We start from the raw sequence: 25,479 nt of genomic DNA on the forward strand, positions 1-25,479 counted from the left end.
TGAACACGTTCGAGCGACTTTGTGACTCTTCAGTAACCTACGAGCGGCCACGATGCGCCGAACGGTCGACGAGTGGCTCCTTGCTTAGCGTTCGAATTTGTTGCATTGTGTGCGGGTGACTCCGTGTGGTGACCAGGACGTACCGCGATGAGCCTGCTGGCCGAGCAACGGCGCGAGGTGATCGTCGAGGCGGTGCGGAGCCGCGGGGCGGTACGGGTGTCCGAGCTCGCCGAGCGGCTCGGCGTGTCGGAGATGACGGTGCGCCGGGACCTCGACGTCCTGGCCCGGCGACGGCTGGTCGACAAGGTGCACGGCGGCGCGACGGCGATCGGCGAGCACACCACCGAGGAGCCCGGGTTCTCCGCCAAGTCGGTGCGCGAGCTCGCGGAGAAGGAGGCCATCGCAGCGGCCGCCGCGGACCTCGTCACGCCCGGCTCGGCCGTCGGCCTCTCCGCGGGGACGACGACCTGGCGGCTCGCGCACCTGCTGGCGAAGGTCCCCCGGCTGACCGTCGTCACCAACTCGCTCGCGGTGGCCGAGGCCCTGCACGTCGGTGGTGCCGAGGCGCGCGGTTCGACGGTGATCCTCACCGGTGGCGTCCGGACGCCGTCGGAGGCACTCGTCGGGCCGGTCGCGATCGCCTCGCTGCGCGCGCTGAACCTGGAGACGGTCTTCCTCGGCGTGCACGGCATGACCGCCGCCGCCGGCTTCTCCACCCCGAACCTCACCGAGCGCGACACCAACCGCGCGCTCGTCGACGCCGGGCAGCAGCTCGTGGTCGTCGCGGACCACACCAAGTGGGGCACGGTCGGGATCTCCACCATCGCCGAGCTGAACGAGGCCGACGTGCTGGTGACCGACGCCGGCCTCGCCGACGCCGACCGCGCGGTCCTCGAGGGCGAGGTCGACCGCGTGCTCATCACCCACCCCGGGAAGTAGGACAGGACGTGCAGAAGGTGCAGAGACTCTCGACCCGGATGTCGGACGGCCGGGAGGTCATCTGGTTCGACGGCCCGGAGCATCCGCCCCGGGACCCGGCGGCGCTGGTGGACCACCGGGACCTGCCGCGGGTCGTCCCGGCATCGCAGCTGCGCTACGACGAGCTGGCCGGGGAGTGGGTGACGATCGCGGCGCACCGCCAGGACCGGACCTACCAGCCACCGGCCGACCAGTGCCCGCTGTGCCCGACCATCGAGGGCCGGCTGACCGAGGTTCCCGCGCCGGAGTACGGCGTGGTGGCGTTCGAGAACCGCTTCCCGTCGTTCGGCTCGGCGCCCGGCGCCCCGCTGCCGGAGCCGGGCCCGGTGCCGCAGGCGGCGTCCGGGCGGTGCGAGGTCGTGTGCTTCACCGACGACCACGCGACGCCGTTCTCCCGGCTGCCCCCGGAGCGGGTGCGCCTGGTGCTGGAGGCGTGGGCGGACCGGACCGCGGAGCTGGGCGCCCGGCCGGGCGTGCGGTACGTGTTCCCGTTCGAGAACCGGGGCGCCGAGATCGGGGTGACCCTGGCCCACCCGCACGGCCAGATCTACGCCTACCCGTACCTGCCGCCGTTCCCGGCGCGGATGCTCGCGCACGTGGCCGCGCACCGCGAGGCGACCGGGGAGAACCTGATCGACGCCCGGCTCGCCGCGGAGCGTGCGGGGGAGCGGGTCGTCGTGGCCGGCGAGCACTGGACGGCGTTCGTCCCGGAGGCGGCGCGCTGGCCGGTCGAGGTGCACCTGTTCCCGAACCGGCCCACCCCGGACCTCCCGGCGCTGGACGAAGCACAGCGCGCGGAGTTCCCACACGTCTACCTGGACCTGCTGCGCCGGCTCGACGCGCTCTACGACGACGAGCTGCCCTACGTCGCCGGCTGGAACCAGGCGCCGGTCCTGGAGTCCGACGGCCGCTCCGACGCCCGGCTGCACCTGCGGGTGCACTCGATCCGCCGGGCTCCCGGGAAGATCAAGTATCTGGCCGGCTCGGAGTCCGGTGCCGGGGCGTTCATCTCCGACGTGCTGCCCGAGGCGGTGGCGCAGCGGCTCCGCTCGCTCTGAACCGGTCCCGGACGCGAATCGAGGCCGGTCCCCTCCCCAGGGGACCGGCCTCGATGAGTGCGGGGGTGCGGGTCAGACGCGCGTCGCGCTGTTGAACGGCATCGCGTCGATGTCGGAGTACTTCACCGGCTCGCCGCTGGTGGACGCGTGCAGGATCTTGCCGTTGCCGGCGTAGATGCCGACGTGGCTGACCGGGGAGTAGAAGAACACCATGTCCCCGGGCTTGAGGTCGCTCTTCGAGACGGACTCGCCGGAGTCCTGGGCCTGGGAGCTGGACGTGCGCGGCAGGTCGATGCCGACCTGCTCGAAGGCCCACACCATGAGGCCGGAGCAGTCGAACGCGCTCGGGCCGGTGGCGCCCCACTTGTAGGGGGTGCCGAGCTTGGTCTTGGCGGCGGCGAGCGCCTGCAGGCCGCCGCTGGACCCGCTGAAGTCGGTGACCGGGTCACCGGCGACGGAGCCGGTGCCCGCGCCGTCGCGCACGGCGGACCGGGCCTTCTCGCGGGCCTCGTCGGCCTTCGCCTCGGCGTCCCGCTTCGCGACCGCGGCGATCCGGGCCACGTCGGCCTGCTCGAACGCCTGCGGGACGGCGGAGGTGACGTGCTCCAGGCCGCTGCCGATCGAGCTGGCGGCCTCGCTGTCCCCGGGCCCGCCCTGGTCGGCCCCGGCGGCCGGCACGGACAGGCGCATGGTGGCCTGCTCGGTGGTGCCCGTCGTGAGGTCCATGTCCGCGGCCTGGTCGAGGGGTGCGGCGTCCGGCGTGTTGAGCGAGGTCACCACGCCCATCACGGCGGTGGCCCCGACGAGCGTGGCCGACATCGTCGCCGCGACGGCGCGCGGGCGGCTGCCGAGCGGACCGGTGCCGGAGTCGCCCTGGATCAGGCCGATCGCCGAGCGGGCCGTGACACCGGCCGGGACGTCGCGGGTGACGACCGTGTCGGCGCCGGTCCCGGGGGCCTCCGGGGTGGTGTCCGGCAGCGCGATGCGCTCGGTGGCGGGGCCGAAGGCCCCGGTGCCGGCCTCACGGGCGGCGCGGCGGCCGCCGGAGGCAGGGGTGTCGAAGCCGGCCTCGGAGTAGCGGGCGAGCAGCTCGGCCGCGGAGATTCCGGAGGAGTCGTCGTCGCGGTGGCGACGGCGCCGGGGGATCTCGGTTCCGGCGACGTCGGGGGCGTCGCTCGGGCGCAGTGCTGGGATCGCTGTGGTCATCCGTGGGTCCTCGCCGCCACGGGCACTCCGGCTCTTCGGGGGTCGAGCCGGACGGCGTGTCCGTCCCCGCCGCATGCTGGGTGGGCGCCAGGGGGAGTGTCGGCAGGCGGGGGAGCAGGCGGCCGACCGGGCGCGCCGGTCGACATCTCGTCGGCCAGCACGAAGGACCGTAACCGCCCCGTGACTCACATGCCTGTCAGCTCCGGGGGGTGTGCGACGAACGGTGGGTCCTGCGCGATCCGCGTGCCCGTCGGCCGCTGAGCGGTGCCCGTGCGGCCGTTCGGTGCCGAGCAGGCCCTCTGCTGCGACGAACGGTCACCGATCGAGGTCGCGCCGCGTGTCGAACGGGTGACGGGTCGTCGATGTCGGCCACGTCACCGTCTAACCATCACAAGCCCATTGAAGGGTTAGGACAGTGCGGCTACCGTCGCTGGTAACCAGTTCAAGCGATCAGAGGAGTTAGAATGTCCGAGATCCGGCACCTCGAGACCACGGTCGACGGTCTGCGCGTCTTCTACCGCGCGGCCGGACCGGCCGACGGCGAGACCGTGCTCCTGCTGCACGGCTACCCGACCGGCTCGCGCATGTTCCGCCGGCTCATCCCGCGCCTGGCCGAGCGGTACCGGGTGATCGCGCCGGACCACATCGGCTTCGGCCGCTCGGCCACACCCACCGTCGAGGAGTTCGACTACACCTTCGACCGGCTGACCGACGTCACCGAGGGACTGCTCGACCAGCTGGGCGTCGACCGGTTCGCGATGTACGTGCAGGACTACGGCGCCCCGGTCGGCTGGCGGCTCGCGCTGCGCCGCCCGGGGGCGGTGTCGGCGATCGTCAGCCAGAACGGTAACGCCTACGAGGAGGGCTTCGTCCCGGGGTTCTGGCAGCCGGTGTGGGACTACGGCGCCGATCCGTCCCCGGAGCGCGAGGCGGCCGTGCGGCAGATGCTCACCCGGGACGCGATCCGCTGGCAGTACGTCACCGGGGTCGCGGAACCGGACCTCCTCGACCCCGACGCGTGGGCGCTCGACCACGCCGACGTCTCGCGCCCGGGCAACGACCTGGTCCAGCTGGCGCTGGTCCGGGACTACCCGGTGAACCGGCTGCGGTACCCGGCGCTGCACGAGTACTTCCGGACCTCGCAGGTGCCGCTGCTGGCGGTCTGGGGCGACGGTGACGAGATCTTCGGGCCGGCCGGCGCCCGCGCGTTCGCGACCGACCTGCCGGACGCGGAGATCCATCTCGTCCCCGGCGGGCACTTCCTGCTGGAGAGCGCTCCGGACACCGTCGCCGACCTCGTCGGATCGTTCCTCGGGCGCACCCTCGCGTCCGGCGGCGACTAGGTTCACGGCCGTGGTGGACCTGCCCGACCTCGACCGTGCCGACCTGCTGCTGGACCTGCTGAACAGCGCGCCCGTCGTGGGTGCCGGGGCCGGTGCCGGCGTCGACGACCTGCTGGACACCGACGCCAGGGCCCGGGAGTGGGCACGGTCCCGTGGCGGCGCGGGGACCCCGGTGGAGGCCGCGCACCTGCGGGCGGCCCGCGGCGTCCTGCAGGAGGTCGTGCGCGACCGGCGCCCGGCGGCGGACCTGCAGCCGTTCGTCGACGGCGTGACGTGGCGCCCGGAGATCGGCGCCGCCGGGCTCCGGCTGTACCGGCACACCGGGGCGGCCGGGGACGCCGACCGGCTGCTGGCCGTGGCGGCGGTGCTCGCCTGGGGCGCGCTGGCCGAGCGGATGCCCGGCAGGCTCCGCCCCTGCGCGAACGGCGAGTGCCATCTGTTCCTGCTCGACCGCAGCCGCGCGAACACCGCCCGCTGGTGCTCCATGCGCAGCTGCGGCAACCGGATGAAGGCTCGTCGTCACCACGCCAGGGAGACCCCGGGGACCACCGGCTCCGGCACCCCCTGATGCGGGCGCCGGAGCCGGCCCTCGGTCAGCGGCCGGTCCAGGTCGGCGTGCGCCGCTCGCCGAACGCCGCGACGGCGGCCCGGAAGTCGGCCGAGCCGTAGACCCGCTCGACGACGGCGGAGTCGTCGCGGTCCGGTCCCTCGTGCCGGTTGGCCAGCAGCTCCTTGGTCGCGAGGATCGTCAGCGGAGCCCCGGAGACGAGCCGCCCGCCGAGCTCGGCGACCCCGGCGTCGAGGTCGTCGACCACCGCGTGCAGGAAGCCGGGCACCCGGCCCGCCTCCTCGGTGCCCAGGAGCCGGCCGGTGAGCAGCAGGTCCGCGGTGAGCCCGCGGCCGAGCGTCTCGACGAGCAGGTCCAGGGTGCGGGCGGACAGGCAGTTGCCCAGCGTGCGGGCGATCGGGACGCCGAACCGGGAGCCGGGGGTCGCGATCCGCAGGTCGGTGGCGCAGGCGATGCCGAGCCCACCGCCGACGCAGAAGCCGCCGACCGCGGACACCGTGGGCACCCGGACCGCGCGGACCCGGTCCAGGATGGCGGTGACCCGGTGCTCGTAGGCGACCCCGTCGGCGCCCGAGGTGAACGCCGCGAACTGGCCGATGTCGGTCCCGGCGACGAAGGCCTTCCCGCCCTCGCCGCGCACCACCAGCGCCCGCACCGCGTCGTCGGCGTCGGCCCGCTCGCAGGCCGCGACCAGGGCGTCGTACATCTCCCAGGTGAGCGCGTTGTGCTGGGCGGCCCGGCGGAACGTCAGGGTGAGCACCCCGCCGTCCAGCTCCGTCGTGGTGTCGCTCATCGCCGTCCCTCCTCGACCGCGAGCTCGGCGAGCACGCTGTCGGTGTCCGCGCCGAGCGACGGCCCGGCGTTCGCCCGCCGGGCCGGGGTGCGGGAGAACCGCATCGGCGACCCGAGCTGGCGCACCGGGCCGAGCGCCGGGTGCTCGCCGTCCCAGAAGTAGTCCCGGTCGGTGAGCACCGGGTCGGTGAAGACCTCGTCGTAGCCGGCGAGGGCGGCGCAGGGCACGCCCGCCGCGTCCAGGGTGCTGCGGACGGCCGCGGTGGTCATGGTCGTCGTGACCTCCTCGATCCGGGCGATCAGCGCCGTCCGCTCGGCGAGCCGGCCGGACGGGTCGGCGAACCGCGGGTCGGACTCCAGCTCGGTGAGGTCCAGTGCCCGGCACAGCGCCGACCACAGGCGTTCGGTGTTCGCGCCGACGGTCACGTACCCGTCACCGGTACGGACCGCCTGGTAGGGCGCGTACCGCTGGTGTGCCGAGCCCTGCCGGACCGGCACCTCGCCGTCCCCGAAGTACATCCCGGCCTCCCACACCGCGAGCGAGACGCCGGACTCCAGCAGCGACACGTCGATGTGCTGCCCGGTGCCCGAGCGGTCCCGCTCGCGCAGCGCGGCGGTGACCGCGAGCGCCACGTACAGCGCGGTGACCAGGTCGCAGACCGGGACGCCGACCTTGACCGGGTCGCCGTCCGCGGTCCCGGTCACGCTCATCAGGCCGCTCGCGGCCTGGGCCATGATGTCCAGCCCCGGCCGGGACGACGCGGCGCCGTCCTGGCCCCAGCCCGACGCCGAGGCGTAGACGAGCTCCGGCCGCCGTGCGGCGAGCGCGGACCAGCCGAGCCCGAGGCGGTCCATCGCGCCGGGCCGCAGGTTCTCGACGACGACGTCGGCCCGGTCCACCAGCGCGAGGAACGCGGCCCTGCCCGCGTCGTCCTTCAGGTCGAGGACGACGGACTCCTTGTTCCGGTTCATCCGCAGGAACGGCGAGCTCTCGCCGCCGGTGAACGGGCCGGCCGAGCGGGTCGGGTCACCGATCCCCGGCGGCTCGACCTTGACGACCCGGGCGCCCAGGTCGGCGAGCTGCATGGTGGCGAACGGCGCCGCCATGAAGGCGCCGACCTCGAGCACGAGCACACCCTGCAGGGGCGGTGCGGTGGACATCCATGACCTCCTCCGAGCCGACGGTCCGGCTCGATATACGGTATACAGGAACGAACGGGAGGGATCGGTACCCATGACGGTGGTGGAGCCAGCGGACCAGCGGCGGATCGTCGCGCCGCCGAGCATGGCCGCGCTGGCCGTGGACGCCCTGCGCGGGATGATCTTCTCCGGCGAGCTCGCGCTCGGCGAACGCCTGGTCGAGGCCCGGTTGACCGAGCGGCTCGGGGTGTCCCGCCCGCCGCTGCGCGAGGCGTTGCAGACCCTCGTGCACGAGGGACTGGTCGTGACCCACCCGCGGCGCGGAGCCACCGTCCGCACGCTGACCCGGCACGACGTGTTCGAGATCGTGACGCTGCGCGAGGAGCTGGAGTCCTTCGCCGTCGGCCTGGCGCTGCCGGTGCGCTCCGCCGCCCGGCTGGAGCGCTGCCGGGAGGCCCTGCGGGAGTTCGAGACGGCCGGCCGCGCGGGCGACGAGACCCGGTTCATGCGCTGCAAGTTCGACTTCCACCTGGCGATCGTGGCCCTCGCCGGGCACTCGCGGATCACCGAGACCTACCGCTCGCTGTCGTTCCAGATGCTGCTGTGCTTCGCGCTGAACCGGGCCGCGCGCCGGGACGTGGAGACCCTCCTGGAGAACGTCGAGCGCCACCGCGAGCTGCTCGACGTGATCGAGGCCGGCGACCCGGAGGACGCGCGGCGCGCGCTGGCCGAGCACGGTCACGGGTCGTTCCTGCTCGACGTCGTCGACCAGCTCGACGGCGGCACCCCCGAGTCCGAGGAGTGGCTGGCCGCCCGCCGGCGGCTGCGCTAGGGACACCGGGCCCGGGGTGGTCACCGGAAGAACCCGGCCATCCGTTCGGCGGCCGCGCCCAGCAGCGCGGCGGTCTCGGCGACCCGGTCGTGGGAGGACCGCTGCACCGGCCCGGAGACCGACACCGCCGTCGGCACCGGCGCGCCCGGGACCGGTGCGGCCACGCAGAAGACGCCGAGCTCCTGCTCCTCGTCGTCGATCGCCCGGCCGGCCCGCCGGATCCCGGCGAGCTCGGCCAGCAGCGCCGCCGGATCGACGACGGTCCGCCCGGTCATCGCGGGCGTCCCGGCGCTGCGCAGGATCCGGGCCGCGGCGTCGTCGTCCAGCTGGGCCAGCAACGCCTTGCCGACCCCGGTGCTGTGCAGGTGCACGCGGCGCCCCACCTCGGTGAACATCCGCATCGAGTGCGGGGACGGGACCTGGGCGGTGTAGACGGCGCGCTCGCCGTCCAGCACCGCCAGGTTCGCCGTCTCGCCGACCTGCCCGGCGAGCGCCCGCAGGTCCTCCCCGGCCCGCACCCCCAGCACCCGCGACGCCCGGTCGCCGAGCCCGATCAGGCGCGGGCCGAGCGTGTACCGCCGGTTGGCCAGCTGGTGGGCGTAGCCGAGGTCGCGCATCGTCCGGACGATCCGGTGGATGGTCGGGAGCGGGAGGCCCGAGGCGTCGGCCAGCTCGCTGACCGTCAGCTCGGTCCCGGCGTCGGCCATGACCCCGAGCACCTGGAACGCCCTGGCGATCGACTGGACACCACCGGCCGGGGACGCGCCCGACACCGGGTCCTCAGCCCCAGCCCGGGACGACGAAGATCAGCCAGCTGGCGAGCGGGGCGACCGCACACATGCTGAAGCCCCAGATCATCAGCCCGCGGAACACCCGGTCGGTCTGGTCGGCCGGTGCGTTCGCGACGACCAGCGCGCCGCTGGTGGAGAACGGCGAGGAGTCGACGACCGACGACGAGATCGCCAGCGCGATGATCAGCCCCACCGCGCCGACCTCGCCGGCCAGCAGGAACGGCACCGCCAGCGGGATCAGCGCGCCCAGGATGCCGGTGGTGGAGGCGAACGCGGAGACGACGGCGCCGATCAGGCAGATGATGATCGCGGCGAGCAGCGGCCACCCGATCTGGGTCACCAGGTTGCCGAGCCAGTCGATCGTCCCGACCCGTTCCATCAGCGAGACGAACGTGACGATGCCGCAGATGAGCAGCACCGTCGGCCAGGCGACCTGCCCGACCGCGGCCTTGGCCGAGGTGGGCGAGATCAGCGACAGGGCGGCCGCGACGGTCAGCGCGGTGAACCCGACGTCCAGCCCGAAGGCCAGCGCGCCGACCGCGAGCGCGACCAGCCCGACGATGGTGAAGATGTGGTCGCGGGTCAGCGGCCCGGAGTCCGCGTCGTCGGTCGGTCCGTCCTCCCGGGGGCCGGTGGGCTGCCCGGGTGTCGTGGCGTCGGACCCGGTACCGGTGCCACCGGTGTGGTGGTGCCGGTGGGTGCCCGAGCCGCCGCCACCGAGCGCGACCGAGGTGGCCGGCTCGGCGGCCAGCGCGATCCGGTCGCCCGTCGTCACGGCGGCGCTGGACCGGCGGATCAGCTCGCGGCCCCCGAACAGCAGGAACACCACGACGCTGAGCAGCAGGTTGAACGCGAACGAGGACGCGAAGAGCAGGAACGGGCTGCCGGGCAGGTTGTTCCGCTCGACCACGCCGTTGGTGATGCTGCCGAAGATGCTCATCGGCGAGAACCCGCCGGCGCTGGCGCCGTTGATGATGAGCAGGCCCATCAGCATCGGGTTGATCTTGTAGCGCAGGGCGAAGCCCATCCCGATCGGCGCGATGATGGCGACGGCGGCCGGGACGACCGCACCGACCGCCGTCAGCACGGCGGTGACCCCGAACATCACCCAGGGGATGAGCGCGATCCGGCCGCCGACGGCGCGGACGGCGAGCTGGACGAGTTTGTCGACGGTCCCGTTCCCCTTCGCGATGGCGAAGAGCAGCGTCACCCCGACCAGGATGACGAACAGGTCACCGGGGAAGCCCGCGACGATGTCGTCGGTGTCCTCCCCGACGAACGCGGTCCCGACGATGAAGGCGGCGACGAAGGCCAGTGCCCCCATGTGCACCGGCAGGACGGTGGCTATCAGGAACACCAGGGCCAAGGCCACGACGGTGATGAGTTGTATGGACATCGCGATCCTCTGTGGTCGGCACTGACTCAGCAAGGGACGTGCGAGCGGCCCCTCCTCGGCAGGGCCGCACCGGGCGGTGGAACCGGTCTCGACGGCAGACTGTAGACGGTATACCGTCTACTGGCGAGACCGGGATTTCGTCATGCGGAAGCCCGGCATGACCGTGGAGGAGCACGATGACCTACGCAGCAGGCCGCCACTTCCTGCAGATCCCCGGCCCGACCAACGTCCCGGACAGCGTGCTGCGGGCGATGTCGGCGCCCACGATCGATCACCGCGGGCCGGAGTTCCAGGCCCTCGGTGCCGAGATCCTGCGCGACATCCGGCCGGTCTTCGGCACCACGAACCCGGTCGTGATCTACCCGGCGACCGGTACCGGCGCCTGGGAGGCCGCGCTGGTCAACACGCTGAGCCCCGGTGACGCCGTGCTCACCTTCGAGACCGGCCACTTCGCCACGCTGTGGCAGGAGATGGCCCGCAGCCTCGGCCTGGAGGTCGACTTCGTGCCGGGGGACTGGCGCCACGGGGCCGAGCCGGAGGCCGTCGCCGAGCGGCTGGCCGCCGACACCGGGCACCGGATCAAGGCCGTCTGCGTGGTGCACAACGAGACCTCGACCGGGGTCACCAGCCGGGTCCCGGAGATCCGGGCGGCGATCGACGCGGCGGGCCACCCGGCGCTGCTCCTGGTCGACACGATCTCCTCGCTCGGGTCGATCGACTACCGGCACGACGAGTGGCGGGTCGACGTGACGGTCTCCGGGTCCCAGAAGGGGCTCATGCTGCCGCCGGGGATGAGCTTCAACGCGATCAGCGACAAGGCACTGGAGGCCTCGCGCACCGCGTCCCTGCCGCGGACGTTCTGGGACTGGGGCCCGATGCTCGCCGCGAACGAGCGTGGCTTCTTCCCCTACACGCCCAACACCAACCTGCTCTACGGCCTGCGTGAGGCCCTGCGCCTGCTCTACGCCGAGGGACTGGAGAACGTCTTCGCCCGCCACACCCGACACGCCGAGGCCACCCGCGCCGCCGTCCGCGGCTGGGGCCTGGAGGTCCTGTGCCTCGACGAGCGGGAGCACTCCGGCGCGCTCACCGCGGTGCTGGTGCCCGACGGGGTCGACGCCGACAAGGTCCGCGCGCTGATTCTCGACCGCTACGACATGTCGCTCGGCGCCGGGCTGGGCAAGCTCGCCGGGAAGATCTTCCGGATCGGCCATCTCGGCGCGTTCAACGACCTGACCCTGGCCGGGACGCTGGCCGGTGTGCAGATGGGCCTGACCCTGTCCGGCGTGCGGATCGACCCGGGTGGGCTCGACGCCGCGCTGGAGCGCCTGCAGTCCGGCTGAGGAGCGGCACGAGCCCCGGACCCGTCGCACCGTCGCGAGAGGACCCCACCACGATGACCGCCGAGCTGACCCGTCCCGCCCGCCCGGTCCCCGCGCCCACCGGCCTGGAGGACACCCTGCGTTCCCGGGTGACCGGCGAGGTCGCCTTCGACGACTACACCCGGCACCTGTTCTCCCGGGACGCCAGCATGTACTCGATCATGCCGCTGGGCGTGGTCTTCCCCCGGACCCACGACGACGTCGCCGCGGCCGTCCGCACCGCGGGGGAGTACGGCGTCCCGGTCGTGCCCCGCGGCGCGGGCACGAGTCTCGCCGGCCAGACCGTCGGCCCGGGGCTGGTCCTGGACCTGTCCCGGCACCTCAACCGGATCGTCGAGATCGACCCGGTGGCGCGCACCGCCGTCGTCGAGGTGGGGGTGGTGCAGGACCAGCTCAACGCGCGCGCCGCCGCGCACGGCCTGATGTTCGGGCCGGACACCTCCACCAGCAACCGGGCCACGATCGGCGGGATGCTCGGCAACAACTCCGCCGGCAGCGGGTCGCTCACCTTCGGGATGACGATCGACCACATCCGGGCGCTCGACGTCGTGCTGTCCGACGGGTCGACGGCCCGCCTGGAGCCGGTGGACGAGGCCGAGCGGCGGCGCCGGGCGGAGGCCGACACCCTGGAGGGGCGGATCTACGCCGAGCTGCCCGAGCTGGTCACCGCGCACGAGAAGGCCATCGCCGAGGGCATGCCGATGTTCTGGCGGCGGGCCTGCGGGTACCGGCTGGACCGGCTCGCCGGGTACGGCGAGGCGAACCCGTTCGACCTGGCGAAGTTCGTCGTCGGGGCGGAGGGGACGCTGGTGCTGGCCACCCGCGCCGTCGTCGACCTGGTGCCGAAGCCGAAGCGCACCGTCTACGCGGTCGGGCACTTCGACACCACGCACGGCGCGATCTCGGCGACCCTGGACGCGCTGAGCTGCGCGCCGAACCAGGTCGAGATGATGGACAAGACGATCCTCGACCTGTCCCGCAAGAAGATCGAGTACGCCGACCTGGGCAACCACCTCGTCGGGGACCCGGCGGCGCTGCTGTTCGTGTCCTTCTCCGGCGAGGACGAGACCGAGCTGGCCGCCAAGGTCGACGCCGTCGCCGCGCTGTGGGCCGAGCACGGGCACGGCTACCACACCCTCAAGCTGGTCACCCCGGCCGAGCAGGCCGCCCTGCTGAAGGTCCGCAAGTCCAGCCTCGGGCTGCTGATGGCCGCCGGTGAGGGGACGAAGCGCCCGCTGGCCTTCATCGAGGACACCGCGGTCGCGCCGGAGCACCTCGCGGAGTACACGCAGCGGTTCGCCGCGATCCTCGACGAGCACGGCCTGGAGGCCGGGTTCTACGGCCACTGCTCGGTCGGCTGCCTGCACATCCGGCCCTTCGTCGACCTCACCGACCCGGAACAGGTCGCGACGATGCGGGTGGTCGCGGAGAAGATCAAGGACCTGGTCGCCGAGTACGGCGGCGTGAACTCCAGCGAGCACGGCGACGGCCTGGCCCGCTCGGAGTTCAACCGGGAGATCTTCGGCGACGAGCTGTACGAGGCCATGCGCCGGGTCAAGCGGATCTTCGACCCGCACGGCGTCATGAACCCCGGCAAGATCGTCGACGCGCCGCCGATGACCGACAACCTGCGCGACCGCGACGCCCTGGCGCCCGCCCCGGCCGCTGACCACGGCGCTGTCGTTCGAGGTGATCGGCGGGCCGGGCGCGGGGATGCGCGACGTGGCGGACCGGTGCATGAACATCGGCCTGTGCCGCAAGACGACGGCCGGGGTGATGTGCCCGTCCTACCAGGTCACCCTGCAGGAGGAGCACTCCACGCGGGGCCGGGCGAACGCGCTGGTCAAGGCGCTCTCCGAGCCGGACCCGGCGGCCGCCCTGGGCGACGAGCGGCTGCACGAGATCCTCGACCTCTGCCTGGGCTGCAAGGCGTGCAAGAGCGAGTGCCCGATGAGCGTCGACATGGCGTCGCTGAAGTCCGAGGCGCTGCACCACCACCACGAACAGCACGGCACGCCGCTGCGCTCGCGGATCTTCGGCGGGATCCGGGCGCTCAACCGGCTCGGGTCGGCGACGGCGCCGCTGTCGAACCTGCCCGACCGGGTCCGCCCGCTGCGGGCACTGATGGAGCGCACCGTCAGGATCACCGCGGCCCGGCCGATGCCCCGCTTCGTCCGGGACAACCTGGTGCGCTGGAACCGGCGCCGGGACCGCCCCGCGCCCGGCAGCTCCGGCACCGTGAACTGGCTCGCCGACTCCTTCACCACCTACACCGAGCCGCACATCGGGCGGGCCGCGATCGAGCTCCTGGAGCGTGCCGGGTGGACCGTCGAGCTGGCCGGTGGCGGCTGCTGCGGCCGGTCGAGCCTGTCCAAGGGCATGCTGGACGACGCCCGGCGCAAGGCGTCCGGGCTGGTCGGGTCGCTGGCCAGGGACACCGAGCCGGGATCGCCGATCGTCGGGTGCGAGCCGTCGTGCGTGTTCACCCTGCGCGACGAGACGCTGTCGCTGCTCGGGCGCACGGCGGAGGCCGAGCAGGTCGCCGCCCGGGTGCAGCAGGTCGAGGAACTGCTGGTCGCCGCGATCGACGACGGGCGCCTGGTGCTGCCGGCCCGCTCCGCGCTGAGCGGGCGGCGGGTCGTCTTCCACGGGCACTGCCACCAGAAGGCCGAGGTCGGCACCGCCGCGACGCTGGCCCTGCTGCGCCGGATCCCCGGCCTGGAGGTGTCCGAGATCGACTCCGGGTGCTGCGGGATGGCCGGGTCGTTCGGGTTCGAGGCCGAGCACTACGAGACCTCGATGGCCGTCGGCCGGGACCGGCTGTTCCCGGCGATCGAGGCCGAGCCGGCGGACACGCTCGTCGCCGCGACCGGGGTGTCCTGCCGCCAGCAGATCTTCCACGGCGTCGGGCGCACGGCCTGGCACCCGCTGGAGCTCGTGCGCACCGCCCTGGAGGGCTGAGGGGTGCGGGTCGTGCGGTACGGCGACGGCCGCCCGGGAACGGTGGAGTCCTCCGCGGACGGTGACCTCGTGCGGGAGCTGGGACCCTCCGGGCCCGGTGCGGTGGCCGGGCGGCTCGACGAGGTCGGGCTGCTCGCGCCCTGCGACCCGCGGACCATCGTGTGCGTCGGCAGCAACTACGCGTGCCAGGTGCGGGAGAAGGGCCGGCCGTGGCCCGAGCACCCGGCGTTGTTCCTGAAGGCGCCGAACGCCGTCGCGGGGCCGGGGGAGCCGGTGCTGCGCCCGGCCGAGGTCACCCGGCTGGAGTACGAGGGTGAGCTCGCGGTGGTGATCGGCCGGACCGCCCGGGAACTCGACGCGCGCGACGCGTGGGCCCACGTGTACGGCCTGACCTGCGCCAACGACGTCACCGCACACGACTGGCGGGCCGACGGCCAGTGGACCAGGGCGAAGAGCGCCGACACGTTCCTGCCGCTCGGCCCGTGGATCGAGACCGAGCAGGATCCTGGCGCCCGCACGCTGCGGACGCGATTGGGGGACCGGGTCGTGCAGGAGTCCGACACCGGGCAGATGATCTTCGGGGTGCCGGAGATCCTGGCCTGGGTGACCCGGTGGATCACGTTGCGTCCCGGCGACGTCGTGCTCACCGGCAGCCCGGCCGGGGTGGGGCCGATGGAGCCGGGGGACCGGGTCACCGTCGAGATCGAGGGGCTCGGGGCGCTGGGCAACCCGGTCGCCGCGCGGTCACCCGGGGGCGGGTGACCGGTCCGGCCGACCCGCCCGTACCGACTCGCTCGGCCCGACTCGCTCGGCCCGACCCGGTCGGCCGGGACCGCATCGCCCGAGCCCGGTCCGGTCGGCCCGGACCGATCGGCTCGATCCGGCCCGGGCCACGTGCCCCGACCCCGTCCGCTCAGGGACGGACGGCCGGCTCCGGGGTGTCGAGTTCCGCGGGACTCGGGGCGTCGGCGAACCCGAGCGCGCTGCGATAGACCTCGCCCAGCTGCCGGGCCCAGCCCGACACCTCGAAGTGTTCCAGGAACCGGGCCCGCGCGGCGGCGCCCCGGCGGGCCCGCAGCTCCGGGTCGCGGGCCGTCCGGACCAGCTCCTCGGCGATCCGGGACGGGTCCACCGCGGTCAGCGCCCCGGTGTCGCGGGTGACGATCTCCGGGATCCCGCCCACCCGGGTCGCGACGGCCGGGGTCCCGGTGCCGTGCCCCAGCACCAGCATCCGCGGCATCGTGTCGTGCCGGGTGGTGTGCAGCTGCACGTCGGCGGCCCGCAGCAGCTCGACCGGGTCGGCGCTGCGGCGGAACGCGACCCGCCCGGACAACGCGTCGTCGGAGGCGACCCGGGACTCCAGCCACGGGCGCAGCGGCCCGTCCCCGCCCAGCACCACGGTGAGCGGCTCGTCCGCGGGGATCTCCGCGATCGCGTCGAGCAGCATGTCCTGCCCCTGGCCGCGCCGCATCGGGGCGACCGAGACGGCGACGACCTCGTTCTCCTCGACCGCCAGGCCACGGCGGAACCGGGCCCGCTCCTCCGCGGTGCCCTGGCCGGGATCGGCCGCCCCGTCGGGGACGACCGACAGCCCGGCCGTGGACCCGGCCACCCGGTGGTACCAGTCGCGCTGCAGCAGCGACGTCGCGATCGTGCGGGTCATGAACCGGCGCCGGGCCAGCGTCTTCGCGGTGCGCCGGAGCCGGTCGGCGCGGTCCGCGGGCTGGGAGTGGATGTGATGCAGCGTCGACACCGCAGGCACCCGCAGCCGGGCCGCCGCGGCGGAGCCGACGACGTCGGGCCGGGCACCGTGGGTGTGCACCAGGTCGACGTCGTGCTCCCGCAGCGCGGCGACCACCCGCAGGGCCGCACGCGGGTCCCAGGGCGCCACGGTCAGCTCGACCGGCGTCGCGCCGGCCCGTTCGAGCCGGGACAGCGCCGCCGTCTCCCCGGACGGCGCCAGCGCGACCACGACGACGTCGTACCCGGCGGCGGGGCAGGCCTCGGCCAGGTCGGCGAGGGCGGCGGCCACGCCACGGGGGTCGAGGGACTCGACGAGGTGTCCGATCTTCACGGTGTGTGGGCCTCCGGGAGGGTGGGTCGACGGGACAAGGACAGTACCGAGGGTGCGGCCCCGGTGACGGCCGATACCGCTGCGCGCATCGGGCGACGATCGGCGGGCGGTGCCGCCGGACGGGGGAGTACCCCGGGGCGGGATGCGTCCATTACGGTCACGGACGTGCGTACGGTGCTGGTGATCGGGATCGGTGCGGGCGACCCGGAGCACCTGACCCTGCAGGCGGTGTCGGCGCTCGGGCGGGCGGACGTCGTCGTCATCATCGACAAGGGCGACGCGAAGGACGACCTCACGGCCCTGCGCACCGCGATCCTGGAGCAGCACCGGCCGGACGGGCGGTACCGGCTGGTCGTCGCACCCGAGGTCGACCGCGACCGCGGGACCGAGGTCGAGCGCGACGACGGGCGGTACCGCGACGTCGTCGTCGACTGGCAGGACCGGCGCGCCGAGCTGTACCGCGAGATGCTCACCGCGGAGCTCGCCGACGGCGAGACCGCCGCGTTCCTGGTGTGGGGCGATCCCGCGCTCTACGACGGCACGCTGCGGCTGCTCGACCGGGTGGTGGCGGACCAGCCGGACGACGGCTGGACGATCGTGTCGGTGCCCGGGATCTCCAGCGTGTCCGCGCTCGCCGCCGCGCACCGGCTGATCCTGAACCGGGTCGGGCGCCCCGTCCTGATCACGACCGGGCGGCGGATCGCCGAGGGCATGCCCGCCGACGTGGACGACGTCGTCGTCATGCTCGACGGCCGGACCGCCTTCGCCGCGCTGCCCGCCGAGCAGCGCGCCGAGCTGCACGTCTACTGGGGCGCCTACCTGGGCACCCCGGACGAGCTGCTGGTCGCCGGCCCGCTGGACGAGGTCGCCGACGAGATCGTCGCCGTCCGCACGCAAGCCCGTGAGCGCAAGGGCTGGATCATGGACACCTACCTGCTGCGCCGGGGCGCCGGGGACCGCTGACCTCCGGTCGTCGCAGGCCCTGTTCTGTCGTCGCAGGTCCTGCGGTGGCTGCGACGTCCCGCTCCGTGCTGCGACGTGCTGCTCGCCGGGGCGGGGGCGGCGGGGTGCGTCGACCGGTCGCCGGGGGGCGCCGGATGCCGGGCGGCGGTGAACCTGAGAGTGCGGTGCGTGTTCGTCGTATCGCGTTGCGCTGTTCGGTGCAGCGGGGCGGTCGTTCGTCGTGCCGGGAGGCCGGGCCGTCGCACCGGAGGCGCATTCCTCCTCAGGAACGCAACTTCTCGGTCACGGGTTTCCTACCGTCGGCAACCGGACGAGCCGCGCATCCGGCATCGCTCCGGCCGCTCCCTCGGGTGCCCCCGCACCCGGCCGCGCCGGTGCCGCAGGCCGTCCGAGACGCTCCCCAGCTCCTCGTCGTGGCGAGGGGGAAGGACTGCTCGAGATGGGTAAGCACACCCGCGCCGGTCGGCGCACACGTGTCGTCCCGCGCCCGCAGGTCCGCCGCAGGCACGCGGCCCCCGCACCCGGCACGGCCCGCCGGATCGCGGCCCCGGCCGCGCTGACCGCGGTCCTGCTCGCCTCCGGCGGGACGATGGGCACCGCGTTCGCCGGTGAGGACACCTCCGGTGAGTCCGGGCGCTCGGCGGTCGACGACTGCCCGGACGGCAGCACCCCGGTCGACGGCGGGTGCGACACCGGGTCGTCCGGTGGAACCGTGACCGGCGACGACGTGGTCCGCTCGGCGACCGGTTCCGGGCCGGGCGAGGAGAAGCAGGCCGACGGTGCCCAGGACGGGCCCGGCTCGGAGTCCGGCGACGACGACGGTTCCGGATCGGACGCCACCGAGCGCTCCGAGGGCAAGGACCGGGACGACGCCACCGAGCCGGACCGCACGGGTGATGGCGCGGTGACGGCGGCCTCGACCGGCGAGGACTCCGAGGACGAGGGCTCGACGGGGACGGAGTCGCGTGGCGGGGACTCCGACGACGAGGGATCGACCGGCGACGGCCCCGACGGCACGGGATCCGGCGGCGACGGAACCGAGACCGAGGACGCCGACTCCGAGGGCGCCGACTCCGAGGGCGCCGACTCCGAGGGCGCCGACTCCGGCGGGTCCGACTCCGGCGGATCGAGTACCGAGGACTCCGGCTCCACGGGCTCGGGATCCGAACGTTCGGACGGTGCGGCCGATCGGGGCTCGAACACCGAAGCCACGGACACGGCCGGCCTGTCCGGACTGCCCGGTGGCGGCGCAGCACCGACCGACGTCCTGGGTGGTGTCACCGGTGTGCTCGGCCAGGACGGCTCCCCGCTGGACGCGATCTCGGGTGTGTCCGGCTCCGGTGGACCGGAGAGCGACGCGGCGGACGACTCGCAGGACAGCGGCACCGGGGGAGGCGACGCCCCCGGGAAGGACGGCGTCCCGGCGTCCGACGGCTCCGGGGCGGACGGCACGACGTCCGCCGGGTCGAAGGACGACGCCACCGGCCCGCTCGACGCGGTCCCCGGCCTGAACGAGCTGACCTCCGGGCTCGGCGACGCACCGGACCTGAACGCGGCCACCCAGCCCCTGACCACCCTGCCCGACCCGGCGCAGACCCTGGCCGACGCGAGTACCGGCGTCCCCGGGGCGGGACCGGCCGACTCGCTGGTGAACGGCGTCGCGGGGCTCGCGGGCAGCGCGATCGGGACCGACACGGGTACCGACGTCGGCGGTCTCCCCGGCACCGCGGACGGCGCCGGCATCGCGGGCCTCGCGAACCTGCCGTCGCTGCCCGAGCTGCCGTCCGTCCCGGGCGTCACCGACGGCAGCACCGACGAGCTGCCGGACGTCCCCGGCGTCACCACCAGCGGTGCGCTGGCCGGGCTGAACGAGATCGCCGGCCTGCCCGACACCTCCCCGCTGACCGGCGCCGACGGCCCGCTGCCCGATCTGTCCGGGGTGGCCGAGGTCGCCGGGCTCCCGGACTACTCCGGGCTGGGCGGGCTGCCGGACATCGCCGGCGTCGTCGGCGGGCCCGGGAACGGCCCGACCGAGGTGAGCCTGGACTCGAAGAACACCGACGGCGTCAACGGGCGGGCGAGCGTCGACGACGACACCGTCACCGCGACCGCCACCGGGATGGACCCGGACGCCCGCTACGTCAGCTTCTTCTACGGTGCGACGTCCAGCGCCACCAACAACAACCCGTGCATCCTCGACGGCACGAACCCGGTGCCCGGCGGCCAGACCGTCGGCGAGTGGGAGGTCGACGAGAACGGCAACGGCACCCTGGAGGCGCCGAACCCGTCCGGGAACATGTACAAGCTCACCGGCGGCACCATGTCGATCCGCAAGGTCGAGCACGGCGTCGACTCCGCGACCGCGCTGCCGGTCAACCCGCTCAGCTACTCGCTGTCCAGCTGCGGGGAGATGGAGCGGATCTCCACCGCGGACCCGGTGACGAACGCGGTGCCGAAGCTGCCGACGGCGAACGTGCCGGGCATTCCGTATGTCTCCGGGCCCGGGCTGGGAGGCTGACGGACCGGCGCCGTCCGGAGATCACCGCGCGCCCACGCCCGCCCTGTGGTCGGATCGTCGACGTGCCCAGCCTGCTCGACACCGTCCTCGACCGCACCCTGATCCCCGGCTACTCCCGGATCGGCCACCTGATCCGGCGCCGGAGCTGGACCGGCGACCGCGCCGACCCGCGCCGCTCCTCCCTCGCCGGGCGGACCGCGCTGGTGACCGGCGCCGGGGGCGGGCTGGGGGAGGCCGCCGCGACCGGGTTGGTGCGGCTCGGTGCGACCGTGCACCTGCTCGTCCGCTCGCCGGACAAGGGCCGGGCCGCCCAGGACCGGATCATCGAGGCCGTCCCGGGGCTGTCCCGGGACCGGGTCCCGGTGCAGGTCTGCGACCTCGGGGAACTGGCCGGCGTCCGGGAGTTCGCGGCCCGTTTCGCCGACGAGGTGCCGACGCTCGACGTGCTCGTGCACAACGCCGGGCTGCTCCCCGCCGAGCGGTCCGAGACGTCCGAGGGCAACGAGCTGACGCTCGCCGTGCACGTGCTGGGGCCGCTGCTGCTGACCCGCCTGCTGGCCGACACGCTGGCCGCCGGGGCGACGCGCACCGGCACCGACTCCCGGGTGATCTTCGTGTCCTCCGGCGGTATGTACGCCCAGCCCCTGCGCGACGACGACCTGCAGTTCGCCCGCGGCGACTACGGCGGCACCGCGGCCTACGCCCGCACCAAGCGGATGCAGGTCGTGCTCACCGGCAGCCTCGCCGAGGAGCTGGCGCCGCGGAACATCACCGTGCACGCGATGCACCCCGGCTGGGCCCGCACGCCCGGGGTCACCGGGTCACTGCCGCTGTTCGACCGGGTCGTCGGCCCGGTGCTGCGGACCCCGGCCCAGGGTGCGGACACCGCCGTCTGGCTGGCCGCGGCCCCCGCCGCGGCGATCGGGACCGGCCGGTTCTGGCACGACCGGGCCGTCCGTCCGGCGCACTACCTGTCGCGCACGAAGGAGACCGCGGCGCAGCGGGATCGGTTCCTGGCCGAGGTGGACCGGCTCACCGGCTGACCGGTCCCTCCAGCATCGCCGACGCGGCCCGGGTCAGGTGCGCGATCACGGCCTCCGGGTCGGTGGTGCCGATCGCGCCGTCGGGGAGCAGCGGCCGGGCCAGGCTGAGCCCCAGCAGCCAGGTGAGCAGCAGTTCCGCGCGCAGTTCGGCGTCGCGCCGGTCGATCGCGCCGGTGGCGAGCGCGGCGAACGCCGCCGTGTAGGCCCCGGCGAGCTCGGCCCGGACCGCCGCGGCCGCCTCGGAGGTCCCCGCCGACCGGACGAGCGAGCCGAACAGGTCGTGCGCGGGCGCGTCGTCGTCCTCGAGGATCGAGCGCAGCGTCCGCTCCAGCAGCTGCTCGGGTGGGCCGCCGTTCAGGATGAGCAGGGCCCGCTCCGCCGCGACCCGGGTGAACAGCGCGTCCTTGCTGCCGAAGTGGCGGAACAGCAGCGCCTGGTTCACCCCGGCCCGCTCGGCGATCGCCCGCACGGACGTCCGGTCGTAGCCGTGCTCGGTGAACAGGTCGGCGGCCGCGGCGAGCAGCGCCTGCCGGGTCGCCTCGCCGGAACGGGCGGGAGGTGCGGCGGTCACGGGGCAGGTGCTCCTCTCGGTCGGCCTCGGCCGAGGCGTCCCGGCTCGTGGCGGCGGATCCGACGGACGGACGGTAGCGCCCGACGACCGGCGCATGATCGGCGAGGGCGGCGGGTACCTCGCGGTGAACCGTGGACGAACACCGAGGGAGACAGGACCTGATGGCCGCAGGCGAGGAGAACGAGTTCCAGCCGGAGGCGCCGGACATGGCGTCGGCACTGCAGCTGGACACCGACGAGGCCCTCACCGGTCCTTCCGACAGCGACCCGCTGGACTCCGGCTACGTCCCGCCGGACCGGCCGTACGGGGTCGAGGACAACGCCGTCACCCCGGCCGGTGAACGCGAGGGCGAGAGCCTGGACGAGCGGCTCGCGAAGGAGCTGCCGGACGAGCCGCTCGCGACCGATCCGGGCCGGTCCGGGCGGCTGGTGAGCGCGACCGACTCGCCGGCCGGTGACCCGGCGACCGACGTCGAGGCCGTCGAGGTCGGGATCGACGGCGGCGCGGCGAGCGCCGAGGAGGCCGCGGTGCACGACGCCGACGTGGCCGTCGAGCCGGTCCTCGACGAGACCCCCACCGGGGACCCCGAGGTCAGCGCGCAGCTGGCGGAGGACGCCGACCACGCGGACGAGGCGGCGGCGGACGCCGAGCGCGACGCCCGCAGCTGAGGCACCCGGCGGCGCCGTCGGTCAGGCGGCGCTGCCGGTCACGCGGGCGATGGCGGCATCCATGTCGAGGTGGTCGTTCTCCTCGCCGAGATCGACGATCTCCAGGGAGCCGTCGACGAACTGGGCCAGCAGGTCGCGGTCGACCTCCAGGACGGCGGAGCCGCCGTCGGAGCGGATCTCGATCTCCACCACGTCGTAACCGTCGATCCGGCGCGGCGCCAGCCGGATGTCACCGATGCCGGTCGGCGTGGTCAGCCCCTCGATCACCAGGTCGCGGGCGACGAGCCACTCGACCCACCGGTCGCCGGAGCGGCGCACCGAGAACGAGATCGCGAACGGGTCCGACGCGCGGTACAGCCAGCGGCTGACGATCGGGGACGGCTGGCCGTGCAGCACGGTGAAGACGTCCTGCTGGATCGAGTCGCTGGTCATCGTGCCGCCCCTTCCAGAGCCCCGCCCGGTCGCCGTCGGTGTGCGACCGCCTCACGATGACCATCGTCCGCGCCCGCCCCGGCGCTGCACTTTCCGGGTGGATTCACCCGTTCGAGCCATTCGATGTTCACCTGAGCGTAGCCGTCCGGTTCGGCAGGCGTGTCGATGTGCCCGGAGCGTGCTCGGGCGGCGACCGGCCGTGGTGGAGGCGGGGTCGATCAGTGCCGGTCGACCCGGGTGACCAGCCAGACGCCGCCGTCGCCGGGCCGGACGGTCTGTTCCAGCACCACGGTGGCCCGCGCGGGCGAGCGCCCTTCGGCGATGTCGAACCGGCCGGTGTCGATCCAGGTCAGCTTCGGGTTGCGGTAGCCGAGCTCGGAGCCGACGTAGGAGATCGCGACCTCCTCCGGGTCGAGCAGCCACGGGTCGCCGCCACGGTCGGCCTGCTCCTGCATCCGCCGGGCGGCCGCCGCGTCCCCGGCCGGCCACAGGGGACCCGCCGCCGGGGCCGGCGCACCGTCGCGGGCGGCGCCGCCCCCGCCGTCGTTCCCTGGGGGACGGCCGGCGGGCGGTGCCGGCGGTGCGGCCTCCGGGGCGGTGCGGGTCGTGCTCGGCGCGGCCTCGGGTTCCGGGCTCGCCGACGTCGGCGACGGTGCCGCGGACGAGGTCGTGGGCGGCGGGGCCGGGCTCGGTGGCGGGGCGGCGGGCAGCGGTCCGCCACCGCACGCGGCGAGCAGCAGGACCAGCACCAGCAGGGCCAGGCCGACGGACGTCCCGCGCAGCAGCAGCCGCGGGCCGGGACGCAGCCCGGGGCCGTCGACGCTCCCGGAACCCGGGGTCGCCTTCGGCAGGTTCGGCACGGACACGCGGGAACCATACGGTCGGCGACCGTGCTGTCGCGCGTCACAGCGCCCGCACGATCCGGTGATCGGTGCCCCGTCCCGCGGCGAGGACCACGGGCGCAGGGACTGCCCCGTGGGGCCGGAGTGATTAGGGTCGCCCGCGACACGGCCGGGGAACGCCCCGGCGCGACGCACGAGCCCGACGAGGTGCACAGCCATGGCGTCTGCCACCGGTAGCACGGCGACGGAGGAGTTCCTCGCCGCCCGCGACTTCCTGATCGCCCACCGCGAGGACTACGACACCGCCTACCGCGACTTCCGGTGGCCGGAGCTCGCCGAGTTCAACTTCGCGCTGGACCACTTCGACGTCGTCGCCGCCGATCCCGAGCGGGGCGCCCGCCGGGCACTGTGGATCGTCGAGCAGGACGGGTCGCAGGCGCACTGGACCTACGTCGAGCTGGCGGAGCGGTCGAACCGGGTGGCGAACTGGCTGCGGGCCCAGGGCGTGGCCCGCGGCGACCGGATCATCCTGATGCTCGGCAACCAGCTGGAGCTGTGGGAGACGTTGCTCGCGGCGATGAAGCTGGGTGCCGTCGTCATCCCGGCGACCACCCTGCTCACCTCGTCGGACCTGCAGGACCGGGTGGACCGCGGGGGCGCCCGGCACGTCGTCGTCGGGGCCGGGGACACCGCCAAGTTCGACGACGTCGACGGCGACTACACGCCGATCGCCGTCGGCGGTGCGGTCGAGGGCTGGCGGGACTTCTCGGGCGAGGCCTACGACGCCGACCCGGCGTTCACCCCGGACGGGCCCACCTCGGCGTCGGACACGCTGTTGCTGTACTTCACCTCCGGCACCACCTCGAAGCCGAAGCTGGTGGAGCACACGCACGTCTCCTACCCGGTCGGGCACCTGTCCACGATGTACTGGATCGGGCTGCAGCCCGGCGACGTGCACCTCAACATCTCCTCGCCCGGCTGGGCCAAGCACGCCTGGTCCAACGTGTTCGCACCGTGGATCGCCGAGTCGACGGTGCTGGTGATGAACTACGCGAAGTTCGACGCCGAGTCCGTGCTCGGCGTGCTCGACTCGTGCGGGGTGACGAGCTTCTGCGCGCCCCCGACGGTGTGGCGGATGCTCATCCAGACCGACCTCACGACGCTGGCCACGCCGCCGGACAAGGTCATGGGCGCCGGTGAGCCGCTCAACCCGGAGATCATCGAGCAGGTCGAGCGCGCCTGGGGCCGGACGATCCGCGACGGGTTCGGGCAGACCGAGACCACCCTGCAGATCGGGAACCCGCCCGGCCAGGAGCTCAAGCCGGGCTCGATGGGGCGGCCGATGCCGGGCTACGTCGTCGCGCTGGTCGACCCGTCCTCCGGGACGGTCGGCGACGAGGGCGAGATCTGCCTCGACCTCGACCACCGCCCGGTCGCCCTGATGGTCGGCTACGCCGACGACCCGGAGCGCAACGCCGAGGCGATGGCCGGTGGGCACTACCACACCGGCGACGTCGGGTCCCGCGACGAGCGGGGCTACATCACCTACGTCGGCCGGGCCGACGACGTGTTCAAGGCCAGCGACTACCGGATCAGCCCGTTCGAGCTGGAGAGCGTGCTGATCGAGCACCCGGCGGTCGCCGAGGCCGCCGTCGTGCCCTCGCCCGACCCGGTGCGCCTCGCGGTGCCGAAGGCCTACGTCGTGCTCGCCGCGGGCCACGAGCCGGACGAGGCGACGGCGCGGGAGATCCTGCAGTTCGCCTACGACAACCTGGCCCCCTACAAGCGGGTCCGGCGCCTGGAGTTCTTCGAGCTGCCGAAGACGATCTCCGGCAAGATCCGCCGGGTCGAGCTGCGCGGGCGCGAGGAGGAGATCCACTCCGACCCGGACGCCCGGCCGTCCTCGGAGTACACCCTCTGA

At 74.1% G+C, this 25,479-nt stretch carries 23 protein-coding genes and 2 pseudogenes; 15 read left to right on the forward strand and 10 right to left on the reverse strand.

Features of this window, described 5'->3' with window-relative positions; all coding sequences use genetic code 11:
• Positions 1 to 147: 147 nt before the first annotated feature.
• Entirely contained in the window at positions 148 to 939 is a 792-nt protein-coding gene (locus AFB00_RS22320; protein WP_068798815.1) for a DeoR/GlpR family DNA-binding transcription regulator, read from the forward strand.
• Between the two features lie 17 nt (positions 940 to 956).
• Positions 957 to 2,036 (forward strand): galactose-1-phosphate uridylyltransferase, encoded by a 1,080-nt coding sequence (gene galT, locus AFB00_RS22325; RefSeq protein ID WP_068800565.1) that lies wholly within the window; start codon positions 957 to 959, stop codon positions 2,034 to 2,036.
• Positions 2,037 to 2,108: 72 nt separating this feature from the next.
• Here galT and AFB00_RS32270 read toward each other — a convergent pair whose 3' ends face one another.
• Positions 2,109 to 3,242, reverse strand: a complete 1,134-nt coding sequence (locus AFB00_RS32270; protein WP_068798816.1) for a C40 family peptidase — start codon at positions 3,240 to 3,242, stop codon at positions 2,109 to 2,111.
• Positions 3,243 to 3,706: 464 nt separating this feature from the next.
• Between AFB00_RS32270 and AFB00_RS22335 the strand changes: the two genes are divergently transcribed.
• Together AFB00_RS22335 and AFB00_RS22340 are read left to right on the forward strand one after the other, a co-directional pair.
• Positions 3,707 to 4,585 (forward strand): alpha/beta fold hydrolase, encoded by an 879-nt coding sequence (locus tag AFB00_RS22335; protein ID WP_068798817.1) that lies wholly within the window; start codon positions 3,707 to 3,709, stop codon positions 4,583 to 4,585.
• A 10-nt stretch (positions 4,586 to 4,595) separates the two neighbouring features.
• Positions 4,596 to 5,153, forward strand: a complete 558-nt coding sequence (locus tag AFB00_RS22340) for a CGNR zinc finger domain-containing protein (RefSeq protein WP_231974030.1) — start codon at positions 4,596 to 4,598, stop codon at positions 5,151 to 5,153.
• 25 nt (positions 5,154 to 5,178) lie between these two features.
• Here AFB00_RS22340 and AFB00_RS22345 read toward each other — a convergent pair whose 3' ends face one another.
• Positions 5,179 to 5,946, reverse strand: a complete 768-nt coding sequence (locus tag AFB00_RS22345) for an enoyl-CoA hydratase (RefSeq protein ID WP_068798818.1) — start codon at positions 5,944 to 5,946, stop codon at positions 5,179 to 5,181.
• Complete coding sequence (locus AFB00_RS22350; protein WP_068798819.1) at positions 5,943 to 7,106, reverse strand: CaiB/BaiF CoA transferase family protein; 1,164 nt, start codon at positions 7,104 to 7,106, stop codon at positions 5,943 to 5,945. Before AFB00_RS22350 ends, AFB00_RS22345 begins: the two co-directional genes overlap by 4 nt.
• Before the next feature lie 73 nt (positions 7,107 to 7,179).
• Between AFB00_RS22350 and AFB00_RS22355 the strand changes: the two genes are divergently transcribed.
• The gene (locus tag AFB00_RS22355) at positions 7,180 to 7,917 is read left to right on the forward strand and encodes a GntR family transcriptional regulator (RefSeq protein WP_068798820.1); all 738 of its coding nucleotides are present in this window, start codon (positions 7,180 to 7,182) and stop codon (positions 7,915 to 7,917) included.
• Positions 7,918 to 7,937: 20 nt separating this feature from the next.
• Here AFB00_RS22355 and AFB00_RS22360 read toward each other — a convergent pair whose 3' ends face one another.
• Positions 7,938 to 8,690 carry an IclR family transcriptional regulator gene (locus tag AFB00_RS22360; protein WP_068798821.1) on the reverse strand — a complete coding sequence of 251 codons (753 nt, stop codon included), beginning with the start codon at positions 8,688 to 8,690 and terminating at the stop codon, positions 7,938 to 7,940.
• 7 nt (positions 8,691 to 8,697) lie between these two features.
• On the reverse strand, positions 8,698 to 10,104 hold the full coding sequence (locus tag AFB00_RS22365) for an SLC13 family permease (protein WP_068798822.1): 1,407 nt from the start codon (positions 10,102 to 10,104) through the stop codon (positions 8,698 to 8,700).
• A 176-nt stretch (positions 10,105 to 10,280) separates the two neighbouring features.
• Here AFB00_RS22365 and AFB00_RS22370 point away from each other — a divergent pair, with 176 nt between their 5' ends.
• Together AFB00_RS22370 and AFB00_RS35055 are read left to right on the forward strand one after the other, a co-directional pair.
• Positions 10,281 to 11,447: a pyridoxal-phosphate-dependent aminotransferase family protein gene (locus AFB00_RS22370; RefSeq protein ID WP_068798823.1), complete on the forward strand. Its 1,167-nt coding sequence runs from the start codon at positions 10,281 to 10,283 to the stop codon at positions 11,445 to 11,447.
• A gap of 200 nt (positions 11,448 to 11,647) precedes the next feature.
• Positions 11,648 to 12,004, forward strand: a pseudogene (locus tag AFB00_RS35055) (FAD-binding oxidoreductase); the annotation flags it as partial.
• 122 nt (positions 12,005 to 12,126) lie between these two features.
• Here the strand turns inward: AFB00_RS35055 and AFB00_RS35060 are convergent.
• The gene (locus tag AFB00_RS35060; RefSeq protein WP_231974031.1) at positions 12,127 to 12,306 is read right to left on the reverse strand and encodes a hypothetical protein; all 180 of its coding nucleotides are present in this window, start codon (positions 12,304 to 12,306) and stop codon (positions 12,127 to 12,129) included.
• A gap of 85 nt (positions 12,307 to 12,391) precedes the next feature.
• On the opposite strand from AFB00_RS35060, the pseudogene AFB00_RS35065 reads away from it, so the two are divergent.
• From AFB00_RS35065 to AFB00_RS22380, 3 genes and pseudogenes are all read left to right on the forward strand, one after another.
• Positions 12,392 to 13,027 (forward strand): annotated as a pseudogene (locus AFB00_RS35065) (FAD-binding oxidoreductase); the annotation flags it as partial.
• 196 nt (positions 13,028 to 13,223) lie between these two features.
• Positions 13,224 to 14,447, forward strand: coding sequence for a (Fe-S)-binding protein (locus AFB00_RS35070; protein ID WP_231974032.1), 1,224 nt, complete (start codon positions 13,224 to 13,226; stop codon positions 14,445 to 14,447).
• Between the two features lie 3 nt (positions 14,448 to 14,450).
• Positions 14,451 to 15,209 (forward strand): fumarylacetoacetate hydrolase family protein, encoded by a 759-nt coding sequence (locus AFB00_RS22380; protein ID WP_068798824.1) that lies wholly within the window; start codon positions 14,451 to 14,453, stop codon positions 15,207 to 15,209.
• A gap of 151 nt (positions 15,210 to 15,360) precedes the next feature.
• Here the strand turns inward: AFB00_RS22380 and AFB00_RS22385 are convergent, their stop codons facing one another.
• Positions 15,361 to 16,521 carry a glycosyltransferase family 4 protein gene (locus tag AFB00_RS22385; RefSeq protein ID WP_068798825.1) on the reverse strand — a complete coding sequence of 387 codons (1,161 nt, stop codon included), beginning with the start codon at positions 16,519 to 16,521 and terminating at the stop codon, positions 15,361 to 15,363.
• A gap of 165 nt (positions 16,522 to 16,686) precedes the next feature.
• On the opposite strand from AFB00_RS22385, the gene cobF reads away from it, so the two are divergent.
• The 3 genes from cobF to AFB00_RS22400 all read left to right on the forward strand — a co-directional run bounded on the left by cobF (position 16,687) and on the right by AFB00_RS22400 (position 21,045).
• Complete coding sequence (gene cobF, locus AFB00_RS22390) at positions 16,687 to 17,484, forward strand: precorrin-6A synthase (deacetylating) (RefSeq protein ID WP_068798826.1); 798 nt, start codon at positions 16,687 to 16,689, stop codon at positions 17,482 to 17,484.
• Positions 17,485 to 17,923: 439 nt separating this feature from the next.
• Entirely contained in the window at positions 17,924 to 20,002 is a 2,079-nt protein-coding gene (locus AFB00_RS22395; RefSeq protein ID WP_068798827.1) for a hypothetical protein, read from the forward strand.
• Positions 20,003 to 20,064: 62 nt separating this feature from the next.
• Complete coding sequence (locus tag AFB00_RS22400) at positions 20,065 to 21,045, forward strand: SDR family NAD(P)-dependent oxidoreductase (RefSeq protein ID WP_068798828.1); 981 nt, start codon at positions 20,065 to 20,067, stop codon at positions 21,043 to 21,045.
• On the opposite strand, the gene AFB00_RS22405 is transcribed toward AFB00_RS22400, so the two are convergent.
• Complete coding sequence (locus tag AFB00_RS22405) at positions 21,035 to 21,616, reverse strand: TetR/AcrR family transcriptional regulator (RefSeq protein ID WP_068798829.1); 582 nt, start codon at positions 21,614 to 21,616, stop codon at positions 21,035 to 21,037. The two genes, AFB00_RS22400 and AFB00_RS22405, sit on opposite strands and share 11 nt — an antisense overlap.
• A gap of 161 nt (positions 21,617 to 21,777) precedes the next feature.
• Between AFB00_RS22405 and AFB00_RS22410 the strand changes: the two genes are divergently transcribed.
• Positions 21,778 to 22,284 carry a DUF5709 domain-containing protein gene (locus tag AFB00_RS22410; RefSeq protein ID WP_068798830.1) on the forward strand — a complete coding sequence of 169 codons (507 nt, stop codon included), beginning with the start codon at positions 21,778 to 21,780 and terminating at the stop codon, positions 22,282 to 22,284.
• Between the two features lie 21 nt (positions 22,285 to 22,305).
• On the opposite strand, the gene AFB00_RS22415 is transcribed toward AFB00_RS22410, so the two are convergent.
• Together AFB00_RS22415 and AFB00_RS22420 are read right to left on the reverse strand one after the other, a co-directional pair.
• Positions 22,306 to 22,716: an SsgA family sporulation/cell division regulator gene (locus AFB00_RS22415; protein WP_068798831.1), complete on the reverse strand. Its 411-nt coding sequence runs from the start codon at positions 22,714 to 22,716 to the stop codon at positions 22,306 to 22,308.
• Positions 22,717 to 22,934: 218 nt separating this feature from the next.
• Positions 22,935 to 23,582 (reverse strand): hypothetical protein, encoded by a 648-nt coding sequence (locus tag AFB00_RS22420; protein ID WP_068798832.1) that lies wholly within the window; start codon positions 23,580 to 23,582, stop codon positions 22,935 to 22,937.
• A 193-nt stretch (positions 23,583 to 23,775) separates the two neighbouring features.
• On the opposite strand from AFB00_RS22420, the gene AFB00_RS22425 reads away from it, so the two are divergent.
• Positions 23,776 to 25,479 carry an AMP-binding protein gene (locus AFB00_RS22425; protein ID WP_068798833.1) on the forward strand — a complete coding sequence of 568 codons (1,704 nt, stop codon included), beginning with the start codon at positions 23,776 to 23,778 and terminating at the stop codon, positions 25,477 to 25,479.

It is taken from the genome of Pseudonocardia sp. HH130630-07 (genome assembly GCF_001698125.1).
GTDB lineage: Bacteria > Actinomycetota > Actinomycetes > Mycobacteriales > Pseudonocardiaceae > Pseudonocardia.

What these genes read in the sequence shown, in the direction of transcription:
- AFB00_RS22320 (WP_068798815.1), top strand. Translation starts at nt 148, where the DNA reads ATGAGCCTGCTGGCCGAGCAACGGCGCGAGGTGATCGTCGAGGCGGTG.
- AFB00_RS32270 (WP_068798816.1), bottom strand. Translation starts at nt 3,242, where the DNA reads ATGACCACAGCGATCCCAGCACTGCGCCCGAGCGACGCCCCCGACGTC.
- AFB00_RS22335 (WP_068798817.1), top strand. Translation starts at nt 3,707, where the DNA reads ATGTCCGAGATCCGGCACCTCGAGACCACGGTCGACGGTCTGCGCGTC.
- AFB00_RS22345 (WP_068798818.1), bottom strand. Translation starts at nt 5,946, where the DNA reads ATGAGCGACACCACGACGGAGCTGGACGGCGGGGTGCTCACCCTGACG.
- AFB00_RS22350 (WP_068798819.1), bottom strand. Translation starts at nt 7,106, where the DNA reads ATGTCCACCGCACCGCCCCTGCAGGGTGTGCTCGTGCTCGAGGTCGGC.
- AFB00_RS22355 (WP_068798820.1), top strand. Translation starts at nt 7,180, where the DNA reads ATGACGGTGGTGGAGCCAGCGGACCAGCGGCGGATCGTCGCGCCGCCG.
- AFB00_RS22365 (WP_068798822.1), bottom strand. Translation starts at nt 10,104, where the DNA reads ATGTCCATACAACTCATCACCGTCGTGGCCTTGGCCCTGGTGTTCCTG.
- AFB00_RS22370 (WP_068798823.1), top strand. Translation starts at nt 10,281, where the DNA reads ATGACCTACGCAGCAGGCCGCCACTTCCTGCAGATCCCCGGCCCGACC.
- AFB00_RS35070 (WP_231974032.1), top strand. Translation starts at nt 13,224, where the DNA reads ATGAACATCGGCCTGTGCCGCAAGACGACGGCCGGGGTGATGTGCCCG.
- AFB00_RS22395 (WP_068798827.1), top strand. Translation starts at nt 17,924, where the DNA reads ATGGGTAAGCACACCCGCGCCGGTCGGCGCACACGTGTCGTCCCGCGC.
- AFB00_RS22410 (WP_068798830.1), top strand. Translation starts at nt 21,778, where the DNA reads ATGGCCGCAGGCGAGGAGAACGAGTTCCAGCCGGAGGCGCCGGACATG.
- AFB00_RS22415 (WP_068798831.1), bottom strand. Translation starts at nt 22,716, where the DNA reads ATGACCAGCGACTCGATCCAGCAGGACGTCTTCACCGTGCTGCACGGC.
- AFB00_RS22425 (WP_068798833.1), top strand. Translation starts at nt 23,776, where the DNA reads ATGGCGTCTGCCACCGGTAGCACGGCGACGGAGGAGTTCCTCGCCGCC.